This window comes from Achromobacter marplatensis, from assembly GCF_002209535.1.
In the GTDB taxonomy this organism is placed as follows: domain Bacteria; phylum Pseudomonadota; class Gammaproteobacteria; order Burkholderiales; family Burkholderiaceae_B; genus Achromobacter; species Achromobacter marplatensis.
On record NZ_NJIG01000005.1, the window covers coordinates 439268 to 459869 of the forward strand.

At 66.3% G+C, this 20602-nt stretch carries 17 protein-coding genes and 1 pseudogene; 5 read left to right on the forward strand and 13 right to left on the reverse strand.

All coding sequences use genetic code 11. The features are described 5' to 3' along the window. Positions 1-7: 7 nt before the first annotated feature. The 7 genes and pseudogenes from CEY09_RS15005 to CEY09_RS15030 form a co-directional block, all read right to left on the reverse strand. Complete coding sequence (locus CEY09_RS15005) at positions 8-2110, reverse strand: 3-hydroxyacyl-CoA dehydrogenase NAD-binding domain-containing protein (protein ID WP_088589220.1); 2103 nt, start codon at positions 2108-2110, stop codon at positions 8-10. Positions 2111-2134: 24 nt separating this feature from the next. Continuing rightward, complete coding sequence (locus CEY09_RS32520) at positions 2135-3283, reverse strand: acyl-CoA dehydrogenase family protein (RefSeq protein WP_272938460.1); 1149 nt, start codon at positions 3281-3283, stop codon at positions 2135-2137. Continuing rightward, a pseudogene (locus tag CEY09_RS32525) lies at positions 3257-4447 on the reverse strand (acyl-CoA dehydrogenase family protein); the annotation flags it as partial. The pseudogene CEY09_RS32525 and the gene CEY09_RS32520, both read right to left, overlap by 27 nt. Beyond that, the gene (locus CEY09_RS15015) at positions 4437-5099 is read right to left on the reverse strand and encodes a 3-oxoacid CoA-transferase subunit B (protein WP_088589222.1); all 663 of its coding nucleotides are present in this window, start codon (positions 5097-5099) and stop codon (positions 4437-4439) included. The pseudogene CEY09_RS32525 and the gene CEY09_RS15015, both read right to left, overlap by 11 nt. Next, positions 5096-5785, reverse strand: coding sequence for a 3-oxoacid CoA-transferase subunit A (locus CEY09_RS15020; protein WP_377785536.1), 690 nt, complete (start codon positions 5783-5785; stop codon positions 5096-5098). The genes CEY09_RS15015 and CEY09_RS15020 overlap by 4 nt, the downstream gene beginning before the upstream one ends. A gap of 8 nt (positions 5786-5793) precedes the next feature. After that, entirely contained in the window at positions 5794-6957 is a 1164-nt protein-coding gene (locus CEY09_RS15025) for a thiolase (protein ID WP_088589224.1), read from the reverse strand. Continuing rightward, entirely contained in the window at positions 6954-7346 is a 393-nt protein-coding gene (locus CEY09_RS15030; protein WP_088589225.1) for a Zn-ribbon domain-containing OB-fold protein, read from the reverse strand. Before CEY09_RS15030 ends, CEY09_RS15025 begins: the two co-directional genes overlap by 4 nt. 223 nt (positions 7347-7569) lie before the next feature. Between CEY09_RS15030 and CEY09_RS15035 the strand changes: the two genes are divergently transcribed. Next, on the forward strand, positions 7570-8442 hold the full coding sequence (locus tag CEY09_RS15035; protein WP_006221955.1) for an NAD(P)-dependent oxidoreductase: 873 nt from the start codon (positions 7570-7572) through the stop codon (positions 8440-8442). A gap of 1 nt (position 8443) precedes the next feature. Here CEY09_RS15035 and CEY09_RS15040 read toward each other — a convergent pair whose 3' ends face one another. Next, on the reverse strand, positions 8444-9706 hold the full coding sequence (locus CEY09_RS15040) for an MFS transporter (RefSeq protein ID WP_006221956.1): 1263 nt from the start codon (positions 9704-9706) through the stop codon (positions 8444-8446). Positions 9707-10047: 341 nt separating this feature from the next. On the opposite strand from CEY09_RS15040, the gene CEY09_RS15045 reads away from it, so the two are divergent. The 3 genes from CEY09_RS15045 to CEY09_RS15055 all read left to right on the forward strand — a co-directional run bounded on the left by CEY09_RS15045 (position 10048) and on the right by CEY09_RS15055 (position 14069). Beyond that, complete coding sequence (locus CEY09_RS15045; RefSeq protein WP_088589287.1) at positions 10048-10566, forward strand: sigma-70 family RNA polymerase sigma factor; 519 nt, start codon at positions 10048-10050, stop codon at positions 10564-10566. Continuing rightward, positions 10563-11579, forward strand: a complete 1017-nt coding sequence (locus CEY09_RS15050) for a FecR family protein (protein ID WP_088589226.1) — start codon at positions 10563-10565, stop codon at positions 11577-11579. The genes CEY09_RS15045 and CEY09_RS15050 overlap by 4 nt, the downstream gene beginning before the upstream one ends. 81 nt (positions 11580-11660) lie before the next feature. Continuing rightward, positions 11661-14069, forward strand: coding sequence for a TonB-dependent siderophore receptor (locus CEY09_RS15055; protein ID WP_088589227.1), 2409 nt, complete (start codon positions 11661-11663; stop codon positions 14067-14069). 1 nt (position 14070) lies between these two features. Here CEY09_RS15055 and CEY09_RS15060 read toward each other — a convergent pair whose 3' ends face one another. The 4 genes from CEY09_RS15060 to CEY09_RS15075 form a co-directional block, all read right to left on the reverse strand. Next, the gene (locus CEY09_RS15060; protein WP_088589228.1) at positions 14071-16539 is read right to left on the reverse strand and encodes a TonB-dependent siderophore receptor; all 2469 of its coding nucleotides are present in this window, start codon (positions 16537-16539) and stop codon (positions 14071-14073) included. A 134-nt stretch (positions 16540-16673) separates the two neighbouring features. Further along, complete coding sequence (locus CEY09_RS15065) at positions 16674-17615, reverse strand: FecR domain-containing protein (protein WP_088589229.1); 942 nt, start codon at positions 17613-17615, stop codon at positions 16674-16676. Positions 17616-17647: 32 nt separating this feature from the next. Then, a complete protein-coding gene (locus CEY09_RS15070) occupies positions 17648-18151 on the reverse strand; it encodes a sigma-70 family RNA polymerase sigma factor (protein ID WP_088589230.1) in 504 nt (167 codons plus the stop codon). A 160-nt stretch (positions 18152-18311) separates the two neighbouring features. Beyond that, complete coding sequence (locus CEY09_RS15075; RefSeq protein ID WP_088589231.1) at positions 18312-18881, reverse strand: helix-turn-helix domain-containing protein; 570 nt, start codon at positions 18879-18881, stop codon at positions 18312-18314. A gap of 38 nt (positions 18882-18919) precedes the next feature. On the opposite strand from CEY09_RS15075, the gene CEY09_RS15080 reads away from it, so the two are divergent. Then, on the forward strand, positions 18920-19807 hold the full coding sequence (locus CEY09_RS15080; protein WP_088589288.1) for a DMT family transporter: 888 nt from the start codon (positions 18920-18922) through the stop codon (positions 19805-19807). A gap of 16 nt (positions 19808-19823) precedes the next feature. Here CEY09_RS15080 and CEY09_RS15085 read toward each other — a convergent pair whose 3' ends face one another. Next, positions 19824-20480 carry a GntR family transcriptional regulator gene (locus CEY09_RS15085; protein WP_006221965.1) on the reverse strand — a complete coding sequence of 219 codons (657 nt, stop codon included), beginning with the start codon at positions 20478-20480 and terminating at the stop codon, positions 19824-19826. Between the last annotated feature and the right edge of the window lie 122 nt (positions 20481-20602).

The following is a 20602-nucleotide window of genomic DNA, read 5'->3' on the forward strand; positions in this document are numbered from 1 at the left end:
GGACGGCTTAAAATGTCGCCGCGCCTTCGGCCACCCGTTTTTCCAGCAGTGCGGCGGGCTTCCAATGGTCGCCGTGGGTCTCCCGCAACGCACTGATACTGGCAAGTGTGGCGGGCAGGCCGAGCGTCTGCGCGTAGAACATGGGACCGCCTCGCGCGCCAGGAAACCCGTATCCATGCACGTAGACCACATCCACGTCCGAGGCGCGCTGCGCGATACCCTCGTCGATGATTTTTGCCCCCTCGTTGACCAGCGCCAGCATGCAGCGCTCGACGATTTCTTCGTCGCTGATCGCGCGCCGGACGATGCCGGCCTCGCGCGCGCAGGCCTCGATGATGCCGTCGACCACGGGATCGGGCAGCGGCTGGCGGCTGCCCGGTTCATAGCGGTAGTAGCCCGCCTGTGTCTTCTGCCCGAAACGCCCCAATTCGCAGATGCGGTCCGCCACCTTGGAATACCGCAAATGCGCCGGCCGGCTCGGCGCCAGGCGTTTTCGCGTCGCCCAGTTGATGTCCATACCGGCCAGGTCTGCCATGGCCAACGGCCCCATGGCCATGCCAAAGCGCGTCAGCGCGCCGTCGATCTGCTGCGGGGTGGCGCCCTCTTCAAGCAGGAAGCCGGCTTCGCGCCAATACCCCGTCAACATGCGGTTGCCGACGAAACCCTCGCATACCCCGACCAGCACGGGGATCTTGCCGATTCGCTGCGCCGCCGCCATGCAGGTGGCGATGACATCGGCGCCGGTGCGCGCGCCGCGTACCACCTCCAGGAGCTTCATGACGTTGGCCGGGCTGAAGAAATGCAGGCCGATCACGGCCTCGGGCCGCGACGTGCAGGCGGCGATCTCGTCGATGTTCAGGCGAGACGTATTGGTAGCCAGGATCGCCCCTGGCTTGCAGACGGCGTCCAGTTCGCGGAAGACGGCTTGCTTGACGGCCATGTCTTCGAACACGGCCTCGATCACCAGATCGGCCCGGGCCAGATCCTGGATGTCCAGGCTAGGTTGGATGCGCGCCATGCGGGCGGCCACGCCATCCGCGTCAAGCTTACCCTTGGCGGCGGTGATGTTGTAGTTCTTGTGGATCAGCGCAAGGCCACGGTCCAGTGCCGCCCGATCCCGCTCATACAGCGTGACCGCATAACCCGCGTTCGAGAACGCCATGGCGATGCCGCCGCCCATCGTGCCCGCGCCCAGGATGCCGACGTGGTCGACCGCTCCGGCGCGGCCGCCGCCCGCCACGCGCGGGGCTTCCTTCTCGGCGAAAAACAGATGGCGCAGGGCCTTCGAGGCGTCACCGGCGACTAGTTGGTCGAACACCCTGCGCTCTTCGTCCAGGCCAGCGTCGATCGGCAGGCGAGTCGCCGCCTCGACGCAATCTGTCGCGGCCAGTTGGGCTTGCGCATTGCGGGCCTTGGAATTGAGCTTCGCGCGCGCCGCGGCGAAGTCGACGCCGTTGGCGTCCACGTCGCGCCTGCCCGCGACAGGGTGCGGGGCCTCTGCCGCACGGTCCCGGGCGTAGGAGAGAGCCAAATCGATCAGATCTCCCTCCGTGACGGCATCCAGCAAATGTGACTCCAGGCCAGCCGCCGCATCCACCGATGTTCCGGTCTGGATCATCCTTAACGCGGGCGCCACACCGATCAGCCGCGGCAGTCGCTGCGTGCCGCCGCCGCCCGGCACCAGGCCCAGGTTCACTTCCGGCAAGCCCAAGCGTGCGCCGGCCTGCGCGACACGATAATGGCACCCCAGGGCCAGCTCCAGCCCTCCGCCCAAGGCAAAGCCGTGGATGGCAGCAACCACGGGCTTGTCCGAAGCCTCGATCGCGGCGATCACGTCGCGCAACATGGGCTTGGCCACTGCAGCCGGCGTGTTGAACTGGCGGATGTCTGCGCCGCCGCAGAACGCCTTGCCGGCGCCCACGATGACGATGGCGTCGACATCAGCGTCCGCGCGGGCGCGCGCCAGCCCCGCATAAAGGCCGCTGCGCACGGTGTCGCCCAGGCCGTTGACCGGCGGATTGTCCAGGTACATCACTGCGATCCGCCCATGCAGCGCATAGCGGACCGTGCTGGACACGGCATCGGCGAATGAAGGAACAGTGAGGGTCATGTAGGCTCCTTGCGGCGACGCGGCTTACGCCTGCGCCAGCCGCTGATAACGATTGAGATGGTAGCGGGTGTCGCCCAGCGAGTATTCGATCGCCAACAGGCGCTTGACGTAATGGCCCACGGGCAACTCGTCAGTCATGCCCATGCCTCCATGCAGCTGGATGCTCTGCTGGCTGATGTACCGCGCGGCCTCGCCGCAGCGGGCCTTGGCGGCCGAGGCCAGGCGGCCGCGCAGCCGTGTATCGGCCGGATCCGCGCGGGCGGCCGTCCAGGTCAGCGAACGCGCCTGCTCCAATGCCAGCAACATGTCGACCAACCGGTGCTGCACCGCCTGGAAACCACTGAGCGCCCGGCCGAACTGGCGACGCGCGTCGGCATAGTCGCGGGTCGCGTCAAACAGCGCCTGCATGGCGCCCAGCGCTTCGGCGCACAAGGCGATCCGCGTCATGTCCGCCGCCTGCTCCAAGGCGGCTCCAGCGACGCCCAGCCGCGCGTCTTCAGAAACGCGGCACGCGCTGAACACGATGTCCGCGTAGCTGCGCCCATCTACGCCCACCGCCCCCTGACGGGTGACTCCGGGAATGACGCCCCGATCCCCGGCTTCGATCAGGAACAGGGCGACGTCGCGGCCCTCGCGCGCCGCGACCAGCAGCTGCCTTGCCCCGGCCCCGAACGGGACGCGGCGTTTGACGCCGTTCAGTATCCAGCCGTCGCCCTGGCGCTCGGCCACGACACCGTCGCCATCAAGCAACCAATCCGACTGCGGCCCTGCGAGGGCCAGCACGGGCGCAGCAGCGCCCTGGGCGATGCCGGCAAGCATGCGTTGGACCGCAGCGCCATCCGGCATTAGCGCCAGCAGTTGGCCGCACAGCAACGCGCTGACGTCATAGGGTTCGGTCACCAGATGGCGGCCGAACTGCTGCATCACCACGCAAAGGTCGGTCAGCCCGGCATCCATGCCGCCCGACGATCCAGGCAGGCCCAATCCCAGCAAGCCCATCTCGGCGAAGGCGCGCCAATGCAGCGAGGCCGCCGGGTCTGCGTCAGCGGGCGGCGGTGTCCGGCCGGCGGGCACGGGGTATTCCCGTTGCAGATAGCGCCCCACGGCGTCATCCAGCGCCCGCTCGTCGTCGTTGTAATCGTCAGGCAGGCCCAGCCCAAGCTTGGCGATAATATCCTTCTGAACTTCGTCCGTGCCGCCATAGATGGAAATCTTGCGCAGGTTCAGATAGAAACCGGGCATCGCCTCCAGTTCTTCTTCGACGGTCGGATCGCCTTGCGCATAGTCCCGCTCCAAGGCCTGGGATTGATAGGCCAGTGCGTTTGACCCCGCGGTGTCGACCAGGGCCTCGCTGATGCGCTGCGCCAACGTGGAACCCAGGAATTTCAGTATCGACGCTTCGGCGCCATGGCCAGCGCCGCGCTGATCGCGTGCGATCAATCGCAGATTGGTCTGCTCCAGGGCTAGCGTGTCGATTTCCAGCTGCGCCATCCGATGCGCGAATACAGGATCGTCAGCCAGAGGCAAGCCATCGACCACACGCTGCGCCGCCAGCCTTTGGAGATGGCCCAGTTCGCGTTTTGCGCGACCGACCCTCGCCGCGCCAAAGCGTTCATGGGACAGCAGGTACTTCGCATACGTCCAGCCGCGATCCACCTCGCCCACCAGATGCGACGCGGGCACCACCACATCATCCAGGAAGACCTCGTTGATCTCTTCACCGCCGTCCAGCGTCCGGATCGGACGCAGCGATACCCCGGGGCTGCGCATGTCGATCAGCAGGAAGGAAATGCCTGCTTGCGCCTTGGCCTCTGAATTGGTGCGCGCCAGGCAGAACATCATGTCGGCGTATTGCGCATAGGTCGTCCAGGTCTTCTGGCCGTTGACGACGAAGTTGTCTCCCTCGCGCCGCGCCCGGGTCGTTAGCGATGCAAGGTCCGAGCCCGCGCCCGGTTCGGAATACCCCTGGCACCACCAGTCTTGCCCGCTCAAGATGCGCGGCAGGAAATGGCTTTTTTGCCACGCCGAGCCATAGGCCATGATGACGGGCGCCACCATCCGCAACCCGAAGGGCACGGTTTCGGGCGCGCCGGCCAGCGCGCACTCTTCATCGAACAGATTGCGCTGCTCAATGTCCCATGCCGCGCCGCCGTACTCGGCCGGGCAGTTCGGCGCAACCCAGCCACGCGCGTGAAGGATTCGGTGCCAACGCAGGAAATCCCCCTTGTCCAGGCGCTGGTGGTCCAACACTTTGCGCCGTAGGTCCGCGGGAAGCTCGTCACGCAGAAAGGCGCGGACCTCGTCGCGGAATGCGGCCATGTCCGTATCAACCCGCATCGTTCACATCCTGAGCAAAGCGCAGCGGCGCGTCGGTGACGGCCTGCAAGGCTTCCCGAGACAGGCCCGGCGCCATGCTGCGCACCATAAACCCATCAGGTGTCACATCCAGCGTGGCCAGATCCGTATACACGCGGTCAACGCAAGCCGCGCCGGTCAGCGGCAGGTCACACACGCGGCGCAAACGGGAACTGCCGTCACGCGTCGTGTGTTCCATCAGCACATGGACGCGCTTGGCGCCCACGGCCAGATCCATGGCTCCGCCCACCGCGGCGGCCACCCCAGGCTGGCCCAGCGACCAATTCGCCAGGTCGCCGTTTTCCGACACCTGATAGGCTCCCAGGATGCAGTAGTCAAGATGGCCGCCGCGCATTATTGCGAAGGAGTCCGCGTGATTGAAGAAGCTGCCGCCGGACGCCATGGCGACGTTCTGCTTGGCCGCATTGGTCAGGTCAGGGTCGACCGGATCGTCCCCCGAGCGCGCCCTCATGCCGAGGATGCCGTTCTCGCTATGCACGATGACGCCGTTCTCGGGCGTCCAATAGTCCAACGCCATGACGGGCATGCCAATGCCCAAGTTGACATAGGAGCCGGCCGGGATGTCGGCGGCGGCGCGGCGCGCAATGTCCGCGCGTGAGAATCGTTGGATCATTGCAGGGCTCCGGTCAACTGGGCGTCGGGGATGCGCAGCACACGCTGCACGAAGATGCCAGGGGTGACGATGTGTTCCGGGTCCAATCCGCCAACTTCGGCCAGCGCATGCACCTGGACGATGGCGGTCGCCGACGCCATGCACATCAATGGTCCGAAGTTGCGCCCTGCTTTGCGGTAGACCAGATTGCCCAGCGGGTCCGCGCGATAAGCTTTAACCAGCGCGTAGTCGGCGTGCAAGGGCTCTTCGAACACGTAACCGACGCCTTTGATGACGCGTGTCTCTTTGTCTTGTGCCAGCAGCGTGCCATATCCAGTCGGCGTGAAAAAGCCGCCCAACCCGGAGCCAGCGGCGCGCAGCCGCTCGGCCAGCGTGCCCTGTGGCACGCACTCGTAGTCGATCAGGCCTTCGGCATAGGCCGATTCAAACGCCTGGGACTCCGCGCCGCGCGGGTATGAGGCAATCAGTTTTCGCACCCGTCCCAGCCCGATCAGGCGGGCCAAGCCGCTCTCGCGGCTGCCGCTGTTGTTGCACACTACCGTGAGATCCCGCGCGCCCTGCTCTACCAGCGCGTCCAACAGTTCCACGGGCTGGCCAGACAGGCCGAAGCCGCTGACCAGAACCGTGGCGCCATCGGGAATATCCGCCACGGCCTGCGCGGCGCAATGGACCGTCTTGTTCATCAGTGTTTCCATCACAAAGTATGGGAAAGAATGGCCGTAGCCTGGCTGGACAACACGCCTCCGTTGCCGTGCACTAGCGCGACGTCGGCCTTCGGGACTTGGCGTGCACCCGCCTCGCGGCGCAGTTGCCCCACGGCTTCGATCACCAGGAAAATGCTGTACATGCCGGGGTGCGTGAACGACAGGCCGCCGCCGTTGGTGTTCATGGGCAGGTCGCCGCCCGGTTCAATCCGGCCACCGCCGATGAAGGCGCCCCCCTCGCCTTTGGCGCAGAAGCCCAGGTCTTCGAGGAAAAGGATGGGGTTGATGGTGAAGGCGTCGTACAGCTCGACCAGATCAATGTCGGCTGGCGTCAGGCCGGCTTCAGCGAAGGCGGCTCGCCCCGAATCCACTGCGGGTGTGACCGTGACGTCAGGCATGGAGGAGATCTGCCGGTGCCAATGGGCATGGCCGGTGCCCAGCACGTAGACCGGACGCGGATGCAGATCACGGGCGCGCTCCGCGCGCGTCACGACGAAGGCGCCCGCGCCGTCGGTCACCAGGCAGCAATCGCGCACGGTCAGGGGGTCCGAAATCATCTTCGCGCCCAGCACGTCGTCGATTGTCAGTGGCCCGCGCAGGAAAGCATCCGGATTCAGCTGCGCCCACTTGCGTGCGGCCACCGCGACTTCAGCCAGCTGGCGCCGCGTGGTGCCGTACTGGTGCATGTGGCGAGCAGCGGCCAGCGCATAGCTGGTCACCGGGTTGAATGGCTTGTAGGGATGCTCGTAGGGCTGAGGGTCCAGCGCCGCGCGCATCTGATTGATCTGCGTGCTGCTGGGCGCGCTGCGAGGGTTGGCGCCGTAACACACCAGCACGTGGTCGCACTGTCCGGCTTCGATGGCCATGGCCGCGATCTTCAGGTCGGCGATGAACGACGATCCGCCAAACATCGTACTGTCGGAAAAGCGCGGCCGGATGCCCAGGTATTCAGACATCCGCATCACCCACCAAGGCGAGGTGAGGCTGGATGTGATGATGCCGTCGATGTCCTGCATCTTCAGCCCACTGGCAGCCACGGCGCGGGATGCCGCCTGCGCGATGATTTCCTGCTCAGTGCGCCCGCCGCAGTCGCCCAGCCCGGCCATGCCGGTGCCCAGGACCGCGATCGCACCGCGATAGCTTCGACCGCTCATGCCTGTTCCCCAGATTGGGGGACGAACACCAGCAACGGTTCACCGTCGACGGCATCGATTCGAGCCTGTACGGTCATTCCGATGCGCACCGCGTCAGGCGGCACGTCGACCACACGGCTCATCAAGCGCGGGCCTTCGGCCAGATCGACAAGGCACACCGTGTAATCACCGGCTTTGCTGCGGACGATGGTGGTGGAATAGACCTCGCCCAGCCCGCTGGGTTCGGTCCAGTGCAAGGCATCGGCACCGCAATGGGGGCAGACTACCCTGGGGTAAAAATGGTGCCGGGCGCAAACCTGGCATTGCGGGATCGCGAAGCGGCCCTGCGCGAGCTGTTCGAAATAGTGGCGCTCGGCGCTGGCGGCCGGCTCGGTTTCATTGTGCGGCATGCTGATCGTATCCACCCCGGAAGGCGGATGTCTCCGTTATAGGTCGTTGTCCGTCCGGCATGGCTCGGGACGTGAAACGATTTTAGGAATGGGGCTCGCCACTGACCATCCGAAAGATTCGAAGGCATCATTCGACGTATTCGAAGCGCCCGTCGGCCGCTCCGGAAGACGGAGTAAGATTTACAGCACAACAAATCCCTACACATGGCAGGAGCAGTGGAAGATGGCGAAAGTCGGCATGGTTGGAATCGGCCTCATGGGCCACGGCATTGCAAGCAATCTGGTCAAGCACGGTCACACCCTGACCGTCCTGGAACACCCGGGCAATCAGCCCCTGGATACGTTGAAGGCCGCTGGCGCGACCAGCGTGGACAGCGGCGCTGCGCTGGCTGCCCAGTCGGACGTGATCATCCTGTGCGTGACAGGCAGTCCGCAGGTGGAAGCGGTACTGCTGTCCGAGGGCGGCGTGCTGGAAGGCCTGCGTCCCGGCACCGTGATCATCGACTGCTCGACGGCCATCCCCTCGTCCACCGTGAAGGTGGCGCAGGCCGTGACGGAATCCGGCGGGCGCTTCCTGGACGCGCCGATGACGCGCACGCCGAAGGAAGCCGCCGAAGGCCGGCTGAACCTGCTGGTGGGCGGCGACGCGGCCTTGTTTGAAGAATGCAAGCCGATCCTGGCCTGCTTTGCCGAGAACATCACGCACGCGGGTCCGATCGGTGCCGGCCACCGCATGAAGCTGCTGCACAACTACGTGTCGCTGGGCGTGGTGGCCTTGTTGTCGGAAGCGGCCGCCTGCGCACTGCGTTCGGATATCGACCCTGCCGTGTTCGCCGATGTGCTGGCCAAGGGCGGCGGCGGCGGCGTGGCGCTGGAACGCATCAAGCCGTATCTGCTGGAGCAGGACCCGTCGTCGCTGCGCTTTTTCATGTCGAACGCGCAGAAGGACTTGTCCTACTACAACACGATGGCGGCGGAAGCCGGCGCGGTGCGTGAGATCGGCGCCGCCGTGCAGCACACCTTCGACCAGGCCGTCACGCAGGGCGGCGGTGACCGCTACGTGCCCGAACTGGTCTCGCTGCTGAAAGACCGCTGATTCAGCGTCCCACGGCTGCCGGCGCGCGCGCAAGGCCGCGCCCCGGCAGCCGGAGCGAAATCGCCGCGGCCAGCAGCAGCAACACGCCAGCCGATCCGAAGGCGACCCAATGCGTGTGGAACGTATCGAACGCCCACCCGCCCAGCCACGAACTGATCATGCCGCCTACCTGGTGGCCTAGATACGTCAGGCCATACAGCACGCCGACGAGACGGATGCCGTAGACGTCGGCAAGAATCGCCGACGACAAGGCGATGCTGCCCGCCCAGACGATGCCGCCGATCGTGGCTGCGGCATAAAGCTCCCAGTGCGCGCCCACCATGACCAGTGCAAAGAACCCCAGCCCTCGCACCAGATAGATCGCCGCCAGGATGTTGCGGCGCTCGACCTGGTCCGACATGCGACCCAGCACTAGCGTGCTGAAGATGGCGACCAGACCAATCAGCCCGATGCCCAGCGAACTCGTGGTGGCGTCAAAGCCATGGTCCATCAGCATCGGCATGCCGTGCGTGCCCAGCAGGTTCATGCTGTAGCCACAGGCGAACAACCCCAGCGCCACTTGCCAGAACGGCAACGTGCGCAAGGCATCGCGCACGTTCGGCGCAGGGCCGCGGGCGGCGGGCTTGGCGGACGACTTGTTGTCGATGATCTGATGCGGCAGCAGGTCAGTGTGTTCGGGCGCGGTGTCGCGCATGATGAAGAGCGCGACCGGTACGGTCAGCAAGGCGAACAGCACGGCAAAGGCCAGCAGTGTTTCCTGCCAGCCCACGGCTTCGATCGCGAATGTCAGAGTGGGCGTCATCAGGGCGATGCCTGCCATCGATCCGGTCGACAGGAAGAACAGCGCCATGCCGCGCTGGCGGGTGAACCAGCGGCTGATGACGGGGGTCAGCGCCACGGGGCTGGTGAACGCCAGCCCGACGGACAGCGCTACGCCGAATGACAGCAGGAATTCGAGGGGGCCCCGGGCGAACACCGTCCACAAGGAAGACGCCACGACAATGGCGGTGCCGGTCAGCAGCACAAAGCGGGTGCCGCGCGTGCTGACCAGGTAGCCAGCCAGCGGCATGGCCAAGCCATAGCACAGCATGCCGATCGCGACGATGCCCGATAGCAGGCTGCGCGAAAATCCCAGCCCGTCCGCCATTGGCAGGAAGAACGGCCCGATGCCCATGCGCAGGCCGACCGTCAACAGGGTGAGTACCGCGGCGGCGCCGACGATGTTCCAGCCGAAATACCAGCCGCCCGACTCTTGCTTGTCCAAGTGCTTCTCCTCGATGTCTTCTTATGGCCGTTCATGCGCCAGGGCTTACAGACACCGCAGGGGAGGCGCGGAAAGAATCCGCTATCGACACGGGTGGGAAGGGCGAGGCGTGAATCGGCTTGTTCTTGCCGGCGGAGAAAGCCGCCGGAGGCGACATATTACTCCTGGCTATAAGCTACCAATACGCATACCACCCTTGCCCGCCGGGAATTCCGGTTCGGTCAGCGGACACTTTGGCGCGACTCGCAAATTTCAGCGAAGCAAATATAATTGATATCGATTTTCATTCATAAGCTACCCGAGGGGTGGCCTTTCGTCATTCCGGCCACCGCGCGTTCTTCATGCCTTCGGCAACCTCCCACCCCGATTCCGAGCTGCACGCCTGGTACGTCGACCACGGCGGCTGGCTGCTGGCTTGGCTGAAGAAAAAGCTGGGCTGCCCGCACAATGCGGCGGACATGGCGCACGACACCTTTGCCCGTATCCTGGCATCGCGCGACGCGCTGGCCGCGGTGCGCGAACCGCGCGCCTTCCTGTCGGTGACCGCCAGCCGGCTCATCATTGACCAGGCCCGCCGCCGCCAAGTGGAAGAGGCCTATCTGGCCGAGCTGAGCCTGGCCATGGCCGATCACCCGGGCGCGCCCTCGCCCGAACAGATCCTCATGACGTCGCAGGCGTTGGTCCAGATCAGCGCCATCCTGGAAGGCCTGGCGGAACGTCCGCGCCAGGCCTTTTTGCTGCATTACCTGGATGGCGACACGCATGCCGAGATTGCCGCCAAGCTGGGCGTGACCGACCGCATGGTGCGCAAATACCTGGTGTCCGCGCTGCTGCATTGCCACGACGCGGTGGACGCATGAGCGCCGCCGGCTCCCAGGACATCGCGCGCGAAGCGGCCCAATGGCTGATGCGCCTGACCGAAGACGACGCCAGCCCGGCCGACCGCGACCGCTTGCGTGCAGGCTTCGATGCCTGGAAGCGCCAAGACCCGCGCCACGACGCCGCGGCGCGGCGAATGGAAGCCGTGCTGACGCAATTGGGCGCATTGCGCGACGAGGCCGCCGGACAGACCACGCCTTTGCATGCGGGCCTGAAGGCCGGCTGGGCAGGCGGCAGGCGGCGCCGCATCCGGCGCGTGGCGGCCACCCTGGCGCTGGCGGCGGCACTGGCCACGCCGCTGGCCGTGTTCCTGCATTTCTATCCGTCGTCCTATCTGTTGGCGGATATGCGCAGCGGTGCCGGCCAATGGCAGACGCATGTGCTGGCCGATCAGAGCCGCGTGACCCTGGAGCCGGGCACGGCGGTCAACCTGCATTTCGACCCGCAGCGCCGCGAAGTGGAATTGGTGCGCGGCGATATCCTGGTTGAAGTCGCCCATGACGCGGCGCGGCCTTTCGTGGTGCGCACCACGCAAGGCAGCGTGCGTGCGCTGGGCACCCGCTTCGTCGTCAGCGCGGAATCCGGCGTGACGGTGCTGAGCATGCTGGAGTCCAAGGTGCTGGCCACCGCCCGCGATGACACCGCCCCGGACCATGCCCGGCAGGTGCAGGCCGGCGAGCAGGTGCGCATCACCGCCCAAGGCGTGGGCGCGCCGCAGCCGCTGGACGCCGCCGCCGTCGAAGACGCCTGGAAATACCGGCGCCTGGTCGTGCAGGACAAGCCGCTGGCCGATGTACTGGAACTACTGGGTCGCTACCGCAGCGGCCTCCTGCGCGTAGACCGCGACGCGCTGGCCGGCCTGCAGGTCAATGCCGTCCTGCCGCTGGACGATCCCGACCGCGCCCTGCAGCTGCTGGCCAGCAGCTTCCCCATCCGGGTGCGCACGTTGACGCCCTGGGTCGTCATCGTGGATCGGGCTGGGCCGGGCCGATAGCGTTCGCTTTTGCGGCGGAGTTCCGCTTTTCCGATCTGGTGCGTCATAGCAATCAGGACACTCACGCACACGGAACTTTCCATGCCCCTGCCGACTTTGAATCTCCGCTACACCCCGCTGGCCTTCAGCCTGCTGCTGGCCACCTTGGGCGCGGCCGCCGCCCTGCCCGCCCATGCCCAACAGCAGACCGATGCCGCGATCCCGTTCGACATTGCCGCCGGCCCACTGGCTCCGGCCTTGAACCGCTATGCGCAGCAGGCCGGCGTGGCGATTTCCGTGGACGCCAGCCGCATCCAGGGCTTGACCACCAACGGGCTGAACGGACGCTACCGCGTCGATGAGGGCTTCCGCGTGCTGCTGGCCGGCAGCGGATTTACTGCCGCGCGCAGTGCGGGCGGCTACGTGCTGGTGGCCGCGCCGGTGCCCGGGACGACTACGCTGCCTGCCGTGCGCGTCAGCGGCCAGAGCGTACCGGGCGCGCTGGACCCGACATCGGGCCTGCTGGCCTCGACCAGTTCCAGCGCCACCAAGACGGACACGCCGCTGATCGAGACGCCGCAGTCGGTGTCGGTCGTGACGCGCGAACAGATCGACGAACAAAAGCCCCGCAGCGTGACGGAAGCGCTGCGCTACACGCCCGGCGCCTTCACGGGCCTGGTCGGCGCCGCCGACCGCTACGACTATGTGGCGCTGCGAGGCTTCATCGAGAACAGCACGGACAACACCATCTACGACGGCCTGAAGCTGCTGAGCGATTCCGGCACCTTCAGCTCGATCCAGATCGATCCCTACTTCGTCGAGCGCATCGACGTGTTCCGCGGGCCCTCTTCCGTACTGTTCGGCCGCAGCGCCCCCGGCGGTCTGGTACAGCTGACCAGCAAGCGCCCGCTGTTCGATCCGTACCGCTCGGTGGAGGTGTCCTATGGCACGCAGGGCCAGAAGAGCGCCGGCTTCGACGTCGCCGGCCCCGTGGACGATAACGGCAAGGTGGCCTATCGCGTCACCGGCCTGGGCCGCTCCACCGACACCCAGTTCGACAATACGCGCGAAGAGCGCTATGCGATCGCCCCGCAGGTAATGTTCAACTTCACGCCGGACACCAGCCTGCTGCTTCAAGCCTATCTGCAGCGTGACCCCAGCGGCGGCTTCCACAGTGGCGTGCCGGCGGACGCCAGCATCACCAACGACCATGCGGGCCAGCGCATCTCGCGCCATTTCGTGGATTCCGATCCCGACAACAACGAATTCAAGCGCAACGAGCGCATCTTCAGCTATCAGTTCGACCACCGCTTCAACGACCGCTGGACGTTCCGCCAGAACGCGCGGTATGTCTCGTCCGACGTCGCGCTCAAGCAGGTCTACGGCTACGGCTGGGCCAACGGCACGGAGCTGAACCGCTATTACTCGGGCGCCGATGAATCGCTCAACGCGTTTGCCATCGACAACCAGTTGCAAGGCAAGTTCGAGACCGGCGCGGTCAAGCACACCGTGCTGCTGGGCCTGGACTACCAGAACCGCCACGCCGACGGCCGATGGGATTCCGGCTCGGCGTCCAACCTGAACGCCTTCCATCCCGACTATGCCAATGGCAATGTGCAGATCACCAGCCGCACCTTCTTCGACCGCCGCCTGGAGCAGACCGGCTTCTACCTGCAAGACCAGTTGGCCTATGACCGCTGGCGCCTGACCCTGAGCGGCCGCCAGGACGAAGTCCGCACGACCGAATCCAGCCGCACTGGCGACTACGCGTCCAAGCAGAGCTGGAGCGGATCCAAGTTCACCAAGCGCGCGGGCCTGGTGTACCTGTTCGACAACGGCGTGTCGCCCTACGTCAGCTATAGCGAGTCCTTCAACCCCAATGCCTACACGGACCAGCAAGGCAACCTGCTGCCGCCCACGCAAAGCAAGCAATACGAAGCGGGCGTGAAGTTCCAGCCACCCGGCACCGAGAACATGGTGACGCTGGCCGCCTTCGACCTGACGCAGGACAACGTGGCCAACCGCGTGCTGGCGCAGACCTACTACACGCCGGCGGGCAAGGTGCGGTCGCGCGGGATCGAACTGGAAGGCAAGGCGCGCCTGACCGACAACTTCACCATGCTGGCCGCCTACACCTTCACCGCGATGACCTACCGCGAATCCACCGAAGGTCTGACCGGCAACACGCCGTACCAGGCGCCGCGCCACATGGCGTCTCTGTGGGGCGACTACCAGTTTGACTCCGGACTGGGCGTGGGCGCCGGCGTGCGCTACGTGGGCACAAGCTGGGCCGACAGCGCCAACACACTGAAGGTGCCGGCCTACACGCTGGTAGACCTGTCGGTGCGCTACGACCTGGGCCGGCTGTCCTCGTCGCTCAAGGGGATGAGCGTGCGCGTGGCCGCCAACAACCTGCTGGACAAGACCTACGTGGCGTCATGCGCCAGCCTCAACTACTGCTACTACGGCGAAGAACGCAATGTCGTGGCAACGTTGAAATACGAGTTCTAAGCTACCAGCGATAGCGCGCCGTCATCACCAGAGTGCGCTCGGCGCCGCGGTAGCACTCGCCCATGTAGCAGATCGAGTAGTAGTCGCGGTTGAACAGGTTCGTGGCGTTCAGCGCCAGGCGCCACGGCCCGGTCTCGTAGTGCACCACGGCGTCGACCAGGGCCACGCCGGGCTCGCTGGAGGTGTTGTGCTCGTCGTTCTGGCGCCGGCCGGTATAGCGCACCCCCGCGCCCGCACCCAGGCCCTGGGCCAAGGTGTAGTCCAGCCACAGGGCCGCGGTGTGCTTGGGCACCCCCACCGGGATCTTGCCGACCTCTAATGGATCCCCGCTGCTGCGCACCTCCATGTCCAGATAGGTGTAGGACGCGGCGACGTTCAGGCCGCGCAGCAGTTCGCCCTTTGCTTCGAGTTCGATGCCGCGGGCGCGCTGCTTGCCGGTCTGGCGCTGTTCGTCGGTGATGGGGTTGTAGCTGACGATGTTGGTCTTGTTCAGGTCGAACACGGCCAGCGTGTACAGGCTGCGCGAACCCGCCGGCTGGTACTTGACGCCCACTTCCACCTGTTTGCCGCGGCTGGGCTTGAAGGCGTTGTTGTCCGCGTCCACGCCGCTGTTGGGTACGAACGATTCCGAATAGCTGATGTAAGGCGCCAGGCCGTTGTCCGCCAGGTAGGTCAGGCCGGCGCGGCCGCTGAAGGCGTTGTCCGTTTGCTTTTGGCTGGTGCTGTGCAGGCGGTCGTTCGTGGTGGAGGTGACCCGGTCCTGCCGCCCGCCCAGCGTCACGATCCAGTGGTCATCCAGCTTGATCTGGTCTTGCAGATACAGGCCGGCCTGGCGGATCGTCTGGCGGTAGTCGGCCAGCGGATTGGTGGGCGTGGCGATGGGCACGCCATAGATGGGGTTGAGCAGGTCCAGGTCGGGCGCCGGGCCGATGTAGCGGTTGGCCTTGGCGCGTTGTTCGCTCCAGTCGAACCCCATCAGCACGGTGTGCTCGGTGCCCCACAGCCGCAGATTGCCCTGCATCTGGGTATCCACCACGGATTGGCTCAGCGGGTCGTCCCAGGTGCGGGCAACGCGGGATATCGCCGTGACGTCTTCATTGACTTCGTCCGTCCAGATCACCCGCCGGTCCATCGACAGGTGGCTATAGCGGAAGTTCTGGCGGAAGGTCCAGGCATCGTTGAAGCGGTGTTCCAGCAGGTAGCCGATCGATGCCTGCTCGCTGCGCATGCGGCTGAAGCCCGGGTCGCCCATCTTCACATCGGTGAGCTTGTAGTCCTTGGCGAAATAGTAGGGATCTTCGCCGGTCTTGTTCTTGATGTACTCGGCCAGCAACGTCACCGACGTGGCCGCGCTGGGCTGCCAGCGCAACGAAGGCGCCAGATACAGGCGCTTGCGGTTGATCTTGTCGCCATTGGGGTATTTGTCCTGGTCATCACTGTCCAGCCCCAGTCCTACCAGCCGGTAGCTGAGCGTGTCGTCCTGGCCGAAGGCGTCGCCCAGGTCGAAGGCCAACTGCTTGCGATCGTAGCTGCCGTACTGCACCGCCACCTCGCGGATGCGTTCGCCGGTGGGCCGCTTGCTGATGCGATTGAGCACGCCGCCGGCGTCACCCTGGCCGAAGGTCATCGACGACGGACCGCGCAGCACTTCGATGCGTTCCAGGCCGTAGGGTTCGGTGGAGTACCGGGTGACGCCGGTCGGCGTCTGCGCCAGGCCGTCGCGGAACGACACGTAGTAGGTCGAGAAACCGCGCAGGTTGATGTATTCCCAGCCGCGGTTGTCGGGGCCGTAGGTATTGCCGGATACGCCCGGGGTGTATTGCACGGCGTCCATCACATCCAGCGCGCCCCGCGCTTCCATTTCGTCGCGGCCGACCACCGAGACGGACTGCGGCACTTCCAGGATTGGCGTGTCGGTCTTGGTGGCGGTGGCCGTGCGGCTGGCGGCGTAGCCGGGCACCGCGCTGAAGGCTGTTTCGCCGGTGACGGTGACGGCGGGCAGCGTGGTGACGCTGGCCGCGGGCGCCTCGCGCAGCACGTAGTTGCCGCCGCCGCGGTGGCGTGCTTCCAGTCCGCTGCCGGCCAGCAGATAGGCCAGGCCGGCGTCCACGGCGTAGCTGCCCCGGATGCCGGCGGACTGGCGGCCACGGGTCTGGTCGGCGTTGAACGACAGGGTGATGTCGGCGGCGGCGGCGTAGCGGCTCAGCGTAACGTCCAGCGGACCGGCGGGAATGTCGTAGCTACGCGCCGCAGGCGCGGACTGGGCCCGCGCGGCGGGCGCCAGGGGGCCGACGGCCCAGGCGGACCACACGGCGGCGGCAAGCAGGACGGGCAACAGGCGCGGTGCAGCCAGGGCGCCCGTCAGGCGGCGAGTCTTACCGGCAACGGCGTGGCGCCCAGGGCGGGCTTCAGAACGGGATGGCGAGCGGGGTTCGGAACGGAAATCGGCGGCTTGCGGCTTGCGGGACACGGCGGCTCTCATAGGCAGGACGGAACATGCCGCAAGGTCCCAGGCAGGGTTGGCAGACCCTGGACCAGGCGGCCCTATCTGGTAGGCCGGACGAGAACGGGAAAGAGCAACCCCACGACGAAAATATTTTTGGGTCAGCGCGGCACGACGCGCACCCAATAGCGGGTGCGGGTGCGCAGCGCCACGGGCAGCGAGGCGGCCACGTTTTCCAGCACCGCGTCGGTATCGGCCAGGCGGAAGGCGCCCGACAGGCGCAGGTGAGCCACCGCCGGATCGCAGGTGAGGCTGCCGCTGCGGTAGCGCGCCAGCTCGGCGATGAAGTCGCCCAGTGGCTGGTCGATGGCGACCAGCCGGCCGTCGACCCAGGCCGCCTGCGACTGAAGCACGGGCTGGGGCGCCGCGGCGGCACGCGCCGTCAACAGGCTTTGCTGGCCCGCCGACAGGCGCAGGGGCGCAGCGCCCGGATCGGCGGGCTGCAGCAGCACGGCGTCCTGGAAGACCGCGACCCGGGTGGCGTCCTCGTCGCTGCGTACCGAAAAGCGCGTCCCCAGCGCGCGCACGCTGCCGTCCGACGTCAGCACCTCGAACGGCCGGCGGCCGGCGTTGTCGGGCGCGGTCTGCACCAGCACCTCGCCCTGGTACAGGCGCAGCAGCCGGCGTTCGGACCCGTAGTCGACATCGACGGCTGAACCGGTATTCAGATAGAGCATGCCGCCGTCGGGCAGCGTCACCGTGCGCCGCTCGCCGGTGGCGGTACGCAGCCCCGCGGTCAGCACCCGCCAGGGCGATGTGCTGTACAGGCCCAGCGCCGCGCCGCCCCCGGCCAGCAGGGCCAGGGCCAACAGGCGTCGGCGCTGCTGCTGGCGGGCGGCTTGCAGGGTAGGCAGCAACACGTCGCCGGGCACGCTGCCCAGCCGCTCTTGCAAGTCCAGCATGCGCGCCCAGGCCTGACGATGGCGAGCGTCGGCGTCCAGCCAACGGCCCCAACCGGCGCGCGTCGCCTCGTCGGCATCGACGTCCTGCAAGGCCACGTACCAGCGCGCGGCTGCCTCCAGCGCTTCTGCGTAAACCGTCATGGATCAATCCGTTGCAGCACGGCAGGAAGCCCCTAGTCCGCGGCCAGCAGCAGGCACTGCGTCAGCGCGCGCACCATGTGCTTTTTGATGGTGGTCACGGACACGCCCAACTTGGCGCCGGCCTGGGCGTAGGTCAGTTCCTCGAACTGCACCAACAGGAAGATCGCGCGGGTGCGCGGCCCCAGCTTGTCCAGCATGCGGTCGATGGCCAGCACGGTTTCCAGCACGATGGCGCGCGCCTCGGGCGAGATGGCGACCGGTTCGGGCCGCGCGGCCAGGGTTTCCAGATAGGCACGTTCGATGGCTTGGCGGCGGTAGGCGTCGGTCACCAGCCCGCGGGCGATGGTGGCGAGGTATTCGCGCGGACGCAGGATGGCTTCGACGTTACGGTTGGCCAGTACGCGTAGGAAAGTATCCTGCGCCAGGTCGGCGGCGTTGTCGCGATTGCCAAGCTTGCGTCGCAGCATGCCCACCAGCCAGGGGTGGTGGTCGCTGTACAGCGCTTCGAGAGAGAGGGCGGGAGCCTGGTCTGACATGGGACGGACTTGACGCCCATGCAACCGAGCGACTTAAGAATGAATATTATTCTCGATTCTAGCCGACAGGCCCGCCGCCGTGGCACAGGAAAAATCGGGCCGTTGCGGCAAACCCACGGCCGGCCGGGAGAGCCCCGCCGGGTGCCGGTACTGCACCGCGCTATCTCAATACATTGCGCACGAAGCGCAGCGGCGCGTCACCGTCATTGCGATAGGAATACGGCTGGGCGCTGCTGTAGATGGCGAAGTCGTTGGTCTGCACTTGCTGCACCACGCCCGACAATTCCAGCCGCAGCGTGCCTTCCATGACGTAGACCATCTCGTGCCAGCCTGGCGGATCGGGCTCAGCCACGTATGTCTCGCCCGGCGCCAGCACCCACAGCCACAACTGCGCCTCGCAGCTGGCCGGGGCAGCGCCCAGCAGCACGGCCTGGCTGCCGGGGCGCTTGCCGCGCCAAGCGCGGGCCTCGATGCGACGCCGTTCGCGCGCCGGGTCGCTGACCAGATCCACGAAACCCACCCCCAGCGCATGCGCCAGCTTGTCCAGGCTGGACAGGCTGATGTTGGCCGTGCCGGCCTCCAGCCCCGCGATCATGCGGCGGCTGATGCCCGAGGCGTCGGCCAGCGCCGTCTGGCTCAGGTCCGCCGCCTTGCGCAGCCGCTTCAGATTGGCCCCGACGTGCGTGAGGACATCGCTCTCGGAATTAGTAATGTGCAGTATATTGCTCAAATTAGTGACACCTGATATCTGCCGTGAAGCCCAAATCGATGTTCGCCCTGACGCGCCAGGAAATCGCCCTGGTGCTGGTCACCATGCTGTGGGGAAGCACGTTCCTCATTATCCATATCGCCATGCAGCATAGCGGACCGCTGTTCTTCGTTGGCGTGCGTTTCACCATTGCCGGCCTGGTGACGATGCTGCTGTTCCGCAAGCACATGATGGGCATCACCCGATTCGAGATCGGCGCGGGCGTCGCCATCGGCTGCGCATTGTTCCTGGGGTACTACCTGCAAACGCACGGCCTGCGCACCATCACCAGCAGCCAGTCGGCCTTTATCACGGCCCTGTACGTGCCGATTGTGCCGCTGCTGCAATGGGCGGTGCTGAAGCGCCCGCCGGGCTTGATGAGCTGGATAGGCGTGGCGCTGGCCTTCACGGGACTGATCCTGCTGGCAGGCCCCGAAGCGGGTTCGCTCAACTTCAGCCCCGGCGAGGTCGCCACCCTGGCCGGCGCGGTGGCGATCGCCGCCGAGATCATCCTGATCGGCATGTTCGCCAAGCGCGTGGACAGCCGCCGCGTGACCGCGGTGCAGTTGTTGACCGCTGGCCTGGTCTCGTTTGCGCTGATGCCGGTGCTGGGCGAAGGCGTGCCCAAGTTTTCATGGCTGTGGGCCGGCGCCGCCATCGGGCTGGGGCTGGCCAGCGCAATTATCCAGCTGACCATGAACTGGGCGCAGAAATCCGTATCGCCCACCCGCGCCACGGTCATCTACGCGGGCGAGCCGGTCTGGGGCGGCATCGTCGGGCGCCTGGCGGGCGACCGGCTGCCGGCGCTGGCGCTGGTGGGCGCCGCGTTGATCGTGGCTGGCGTGCTTGCCAGCGAAATCAAGTTCCGCCGGAAAAAATCCGTAAACACCCGGTTGAACGAAGCCTGATACGGAGCGGCCTCGGTCAGGCCGCCTGCTCCAGGAATGCCTGCAGGGCGGGAACCGTATTCAGCACGTGCTGGCGCATCGCCGCCTCGCACTTGTCCGGATCGCGCGTTTGCAGCGCATCGATCAGTTCCTGGTGCGATTCGCGCACGCGCAGTACGCGGCCGGGCTGGGCCGCCCATAGACGCATATAGGGTTCCACCACGGAATGCAGTTCGGAGATCTGGCGCAGCAGCCGCGGCTGCTGGCAAAAGCCGCACAGGTATTCGTGGAATTCGCGGTGCGCAGTCGTCCAGTCCAGATAGTCGCCGGAGCCCTGCTCCAGCTGGTCCAGCAGGCTGGACAAGCGGCGGACGTGTTCGGCATTCATGTGCAGCACGGCGTTGCGCATCGCCAAGCCTTCCAGCACCGAGCGCATCTCAAATACTTCCAGCATTTCCTGCTGGTTCAGGCCGCGCACCACCGCGCCGCGATTGGCGCGGATTTCCACCAGGCCTTCAGACGCCAGCCGGCGCAAGGCGCCCCGAACAGGCATGCGGCTGGTGCCGATTTCGCTGGCGACCACGTCCGGCACGAGGCGCTGGCCGGGCGCATAGCGGCCCAGCCGGATCTCGCGCTGCAAATGCAGGTACGCCTCGTCTTCGGCGCTGATCGCTGTCTTCTGAAATTGCAGCATCGTCGTCCCCAGGGCTTGGAAAGCCGCAATGATAGATAAACGCAAAAATAACACAAACTGGATCCAGTGATCCATGGATGCAAACACCAATAGGCCGGAATGGCCCCTTCCCGTTTAATCGT

What these genes read in the sequence shown, in the direction of transcription:
- CEY09_RS15005 (WP_088589220.1), bottom strand. Translation starts at nt 2,110, where the DNA reads ATGACCCTCACTGTTCCTTCATTCGCCGATGCCGTGTCCAGCACGGTC.
- CEY09_RS15070 (WP_088589230.1), bottom strand. Translation starts at nt 18,151, where the DNA reads ATGTCAGACCAGGCTCCCGCCCTCTCTCTCGAAGCGCTGTACAGCGAC.
- CEY09_RS15055 (WP_088589227.1), top strand. Translation starts at nt 11,661, where the DNA reads ATGCCCCTGCCGACTTTGAATCTCCGCTACACCCCGCTGGCCTTCAGC.
- CEY09_RS15045 (WP_088589287.1), top strand. Translation starts at nt 10,048, where the DNA reads ATGCCTTCGGCAACCTCCCACCCCGATTCCGAGCTGCACGCCTGGTAC.
- CEY09_RS15085 (WP_006221965.1), bottom strand. Translation starts at nt 20,480, where the DNA reads ATGCTGCAATTTCAGAAGACAGCGATCAGCGCCGAAGACGAGGCGTAC.
- CEY09_RS15025 (WP_088589224.1), bottom strand. Translation starts at nt 6,957, where the DNA reads ATGAGCGGTCGAAGCTATCGCGGTGCGATCGCGGTCCTGGGCACCGGC.
- CEY09_RS15080 (WP_088589288.1), top strand. Translation starts at nt 18,920, where the DNA reads ATGTTCGCCCTGACGCGCCAGGAAATCGCCCTGGTGCTGGTCACCATG.
- CEY09_RS15015 (WP_088589222.1), bottom strand. Translation starts at nt 5,099, where the DNA reads ATGATCCAACGATTCTCACGCGCGGACATTGCGCGCCGCGCCGCCGCC.
- CEY09_RS15050 (WP_088589226.1), top strand. Translation starts at nt 10,563, where the DNA reads ATGAGCGCCGCCGGCTCCCAGGACATCGCGCGCGAAGCGGCCCAATGG.
- CEY09_RS15030 (WP_088589225.1), bottom strand. Translation starts at nt 7,346, where the DNA reads ATGCCGCACAATGAAACCGAGCCGGCCGCCAGCGCCGAGCGCCACTAT.
- CEY09_RS15035 (WP_006221955.1), top strand. Translation starts at nt 7,570, where the DNA reads ATGGCGAAAGTCGGCATGGTTGGAATCGGCCTCATGGGCCACGGCATT.
- CEY09_RS15065 (WP_088589229.1), bottom strand. Translation starts at nt 17,615, where the DNA reads ATGACGGTTTACGCAGAAGCGCTGGAGGCAGCCGCGCGCTGGTACGTG.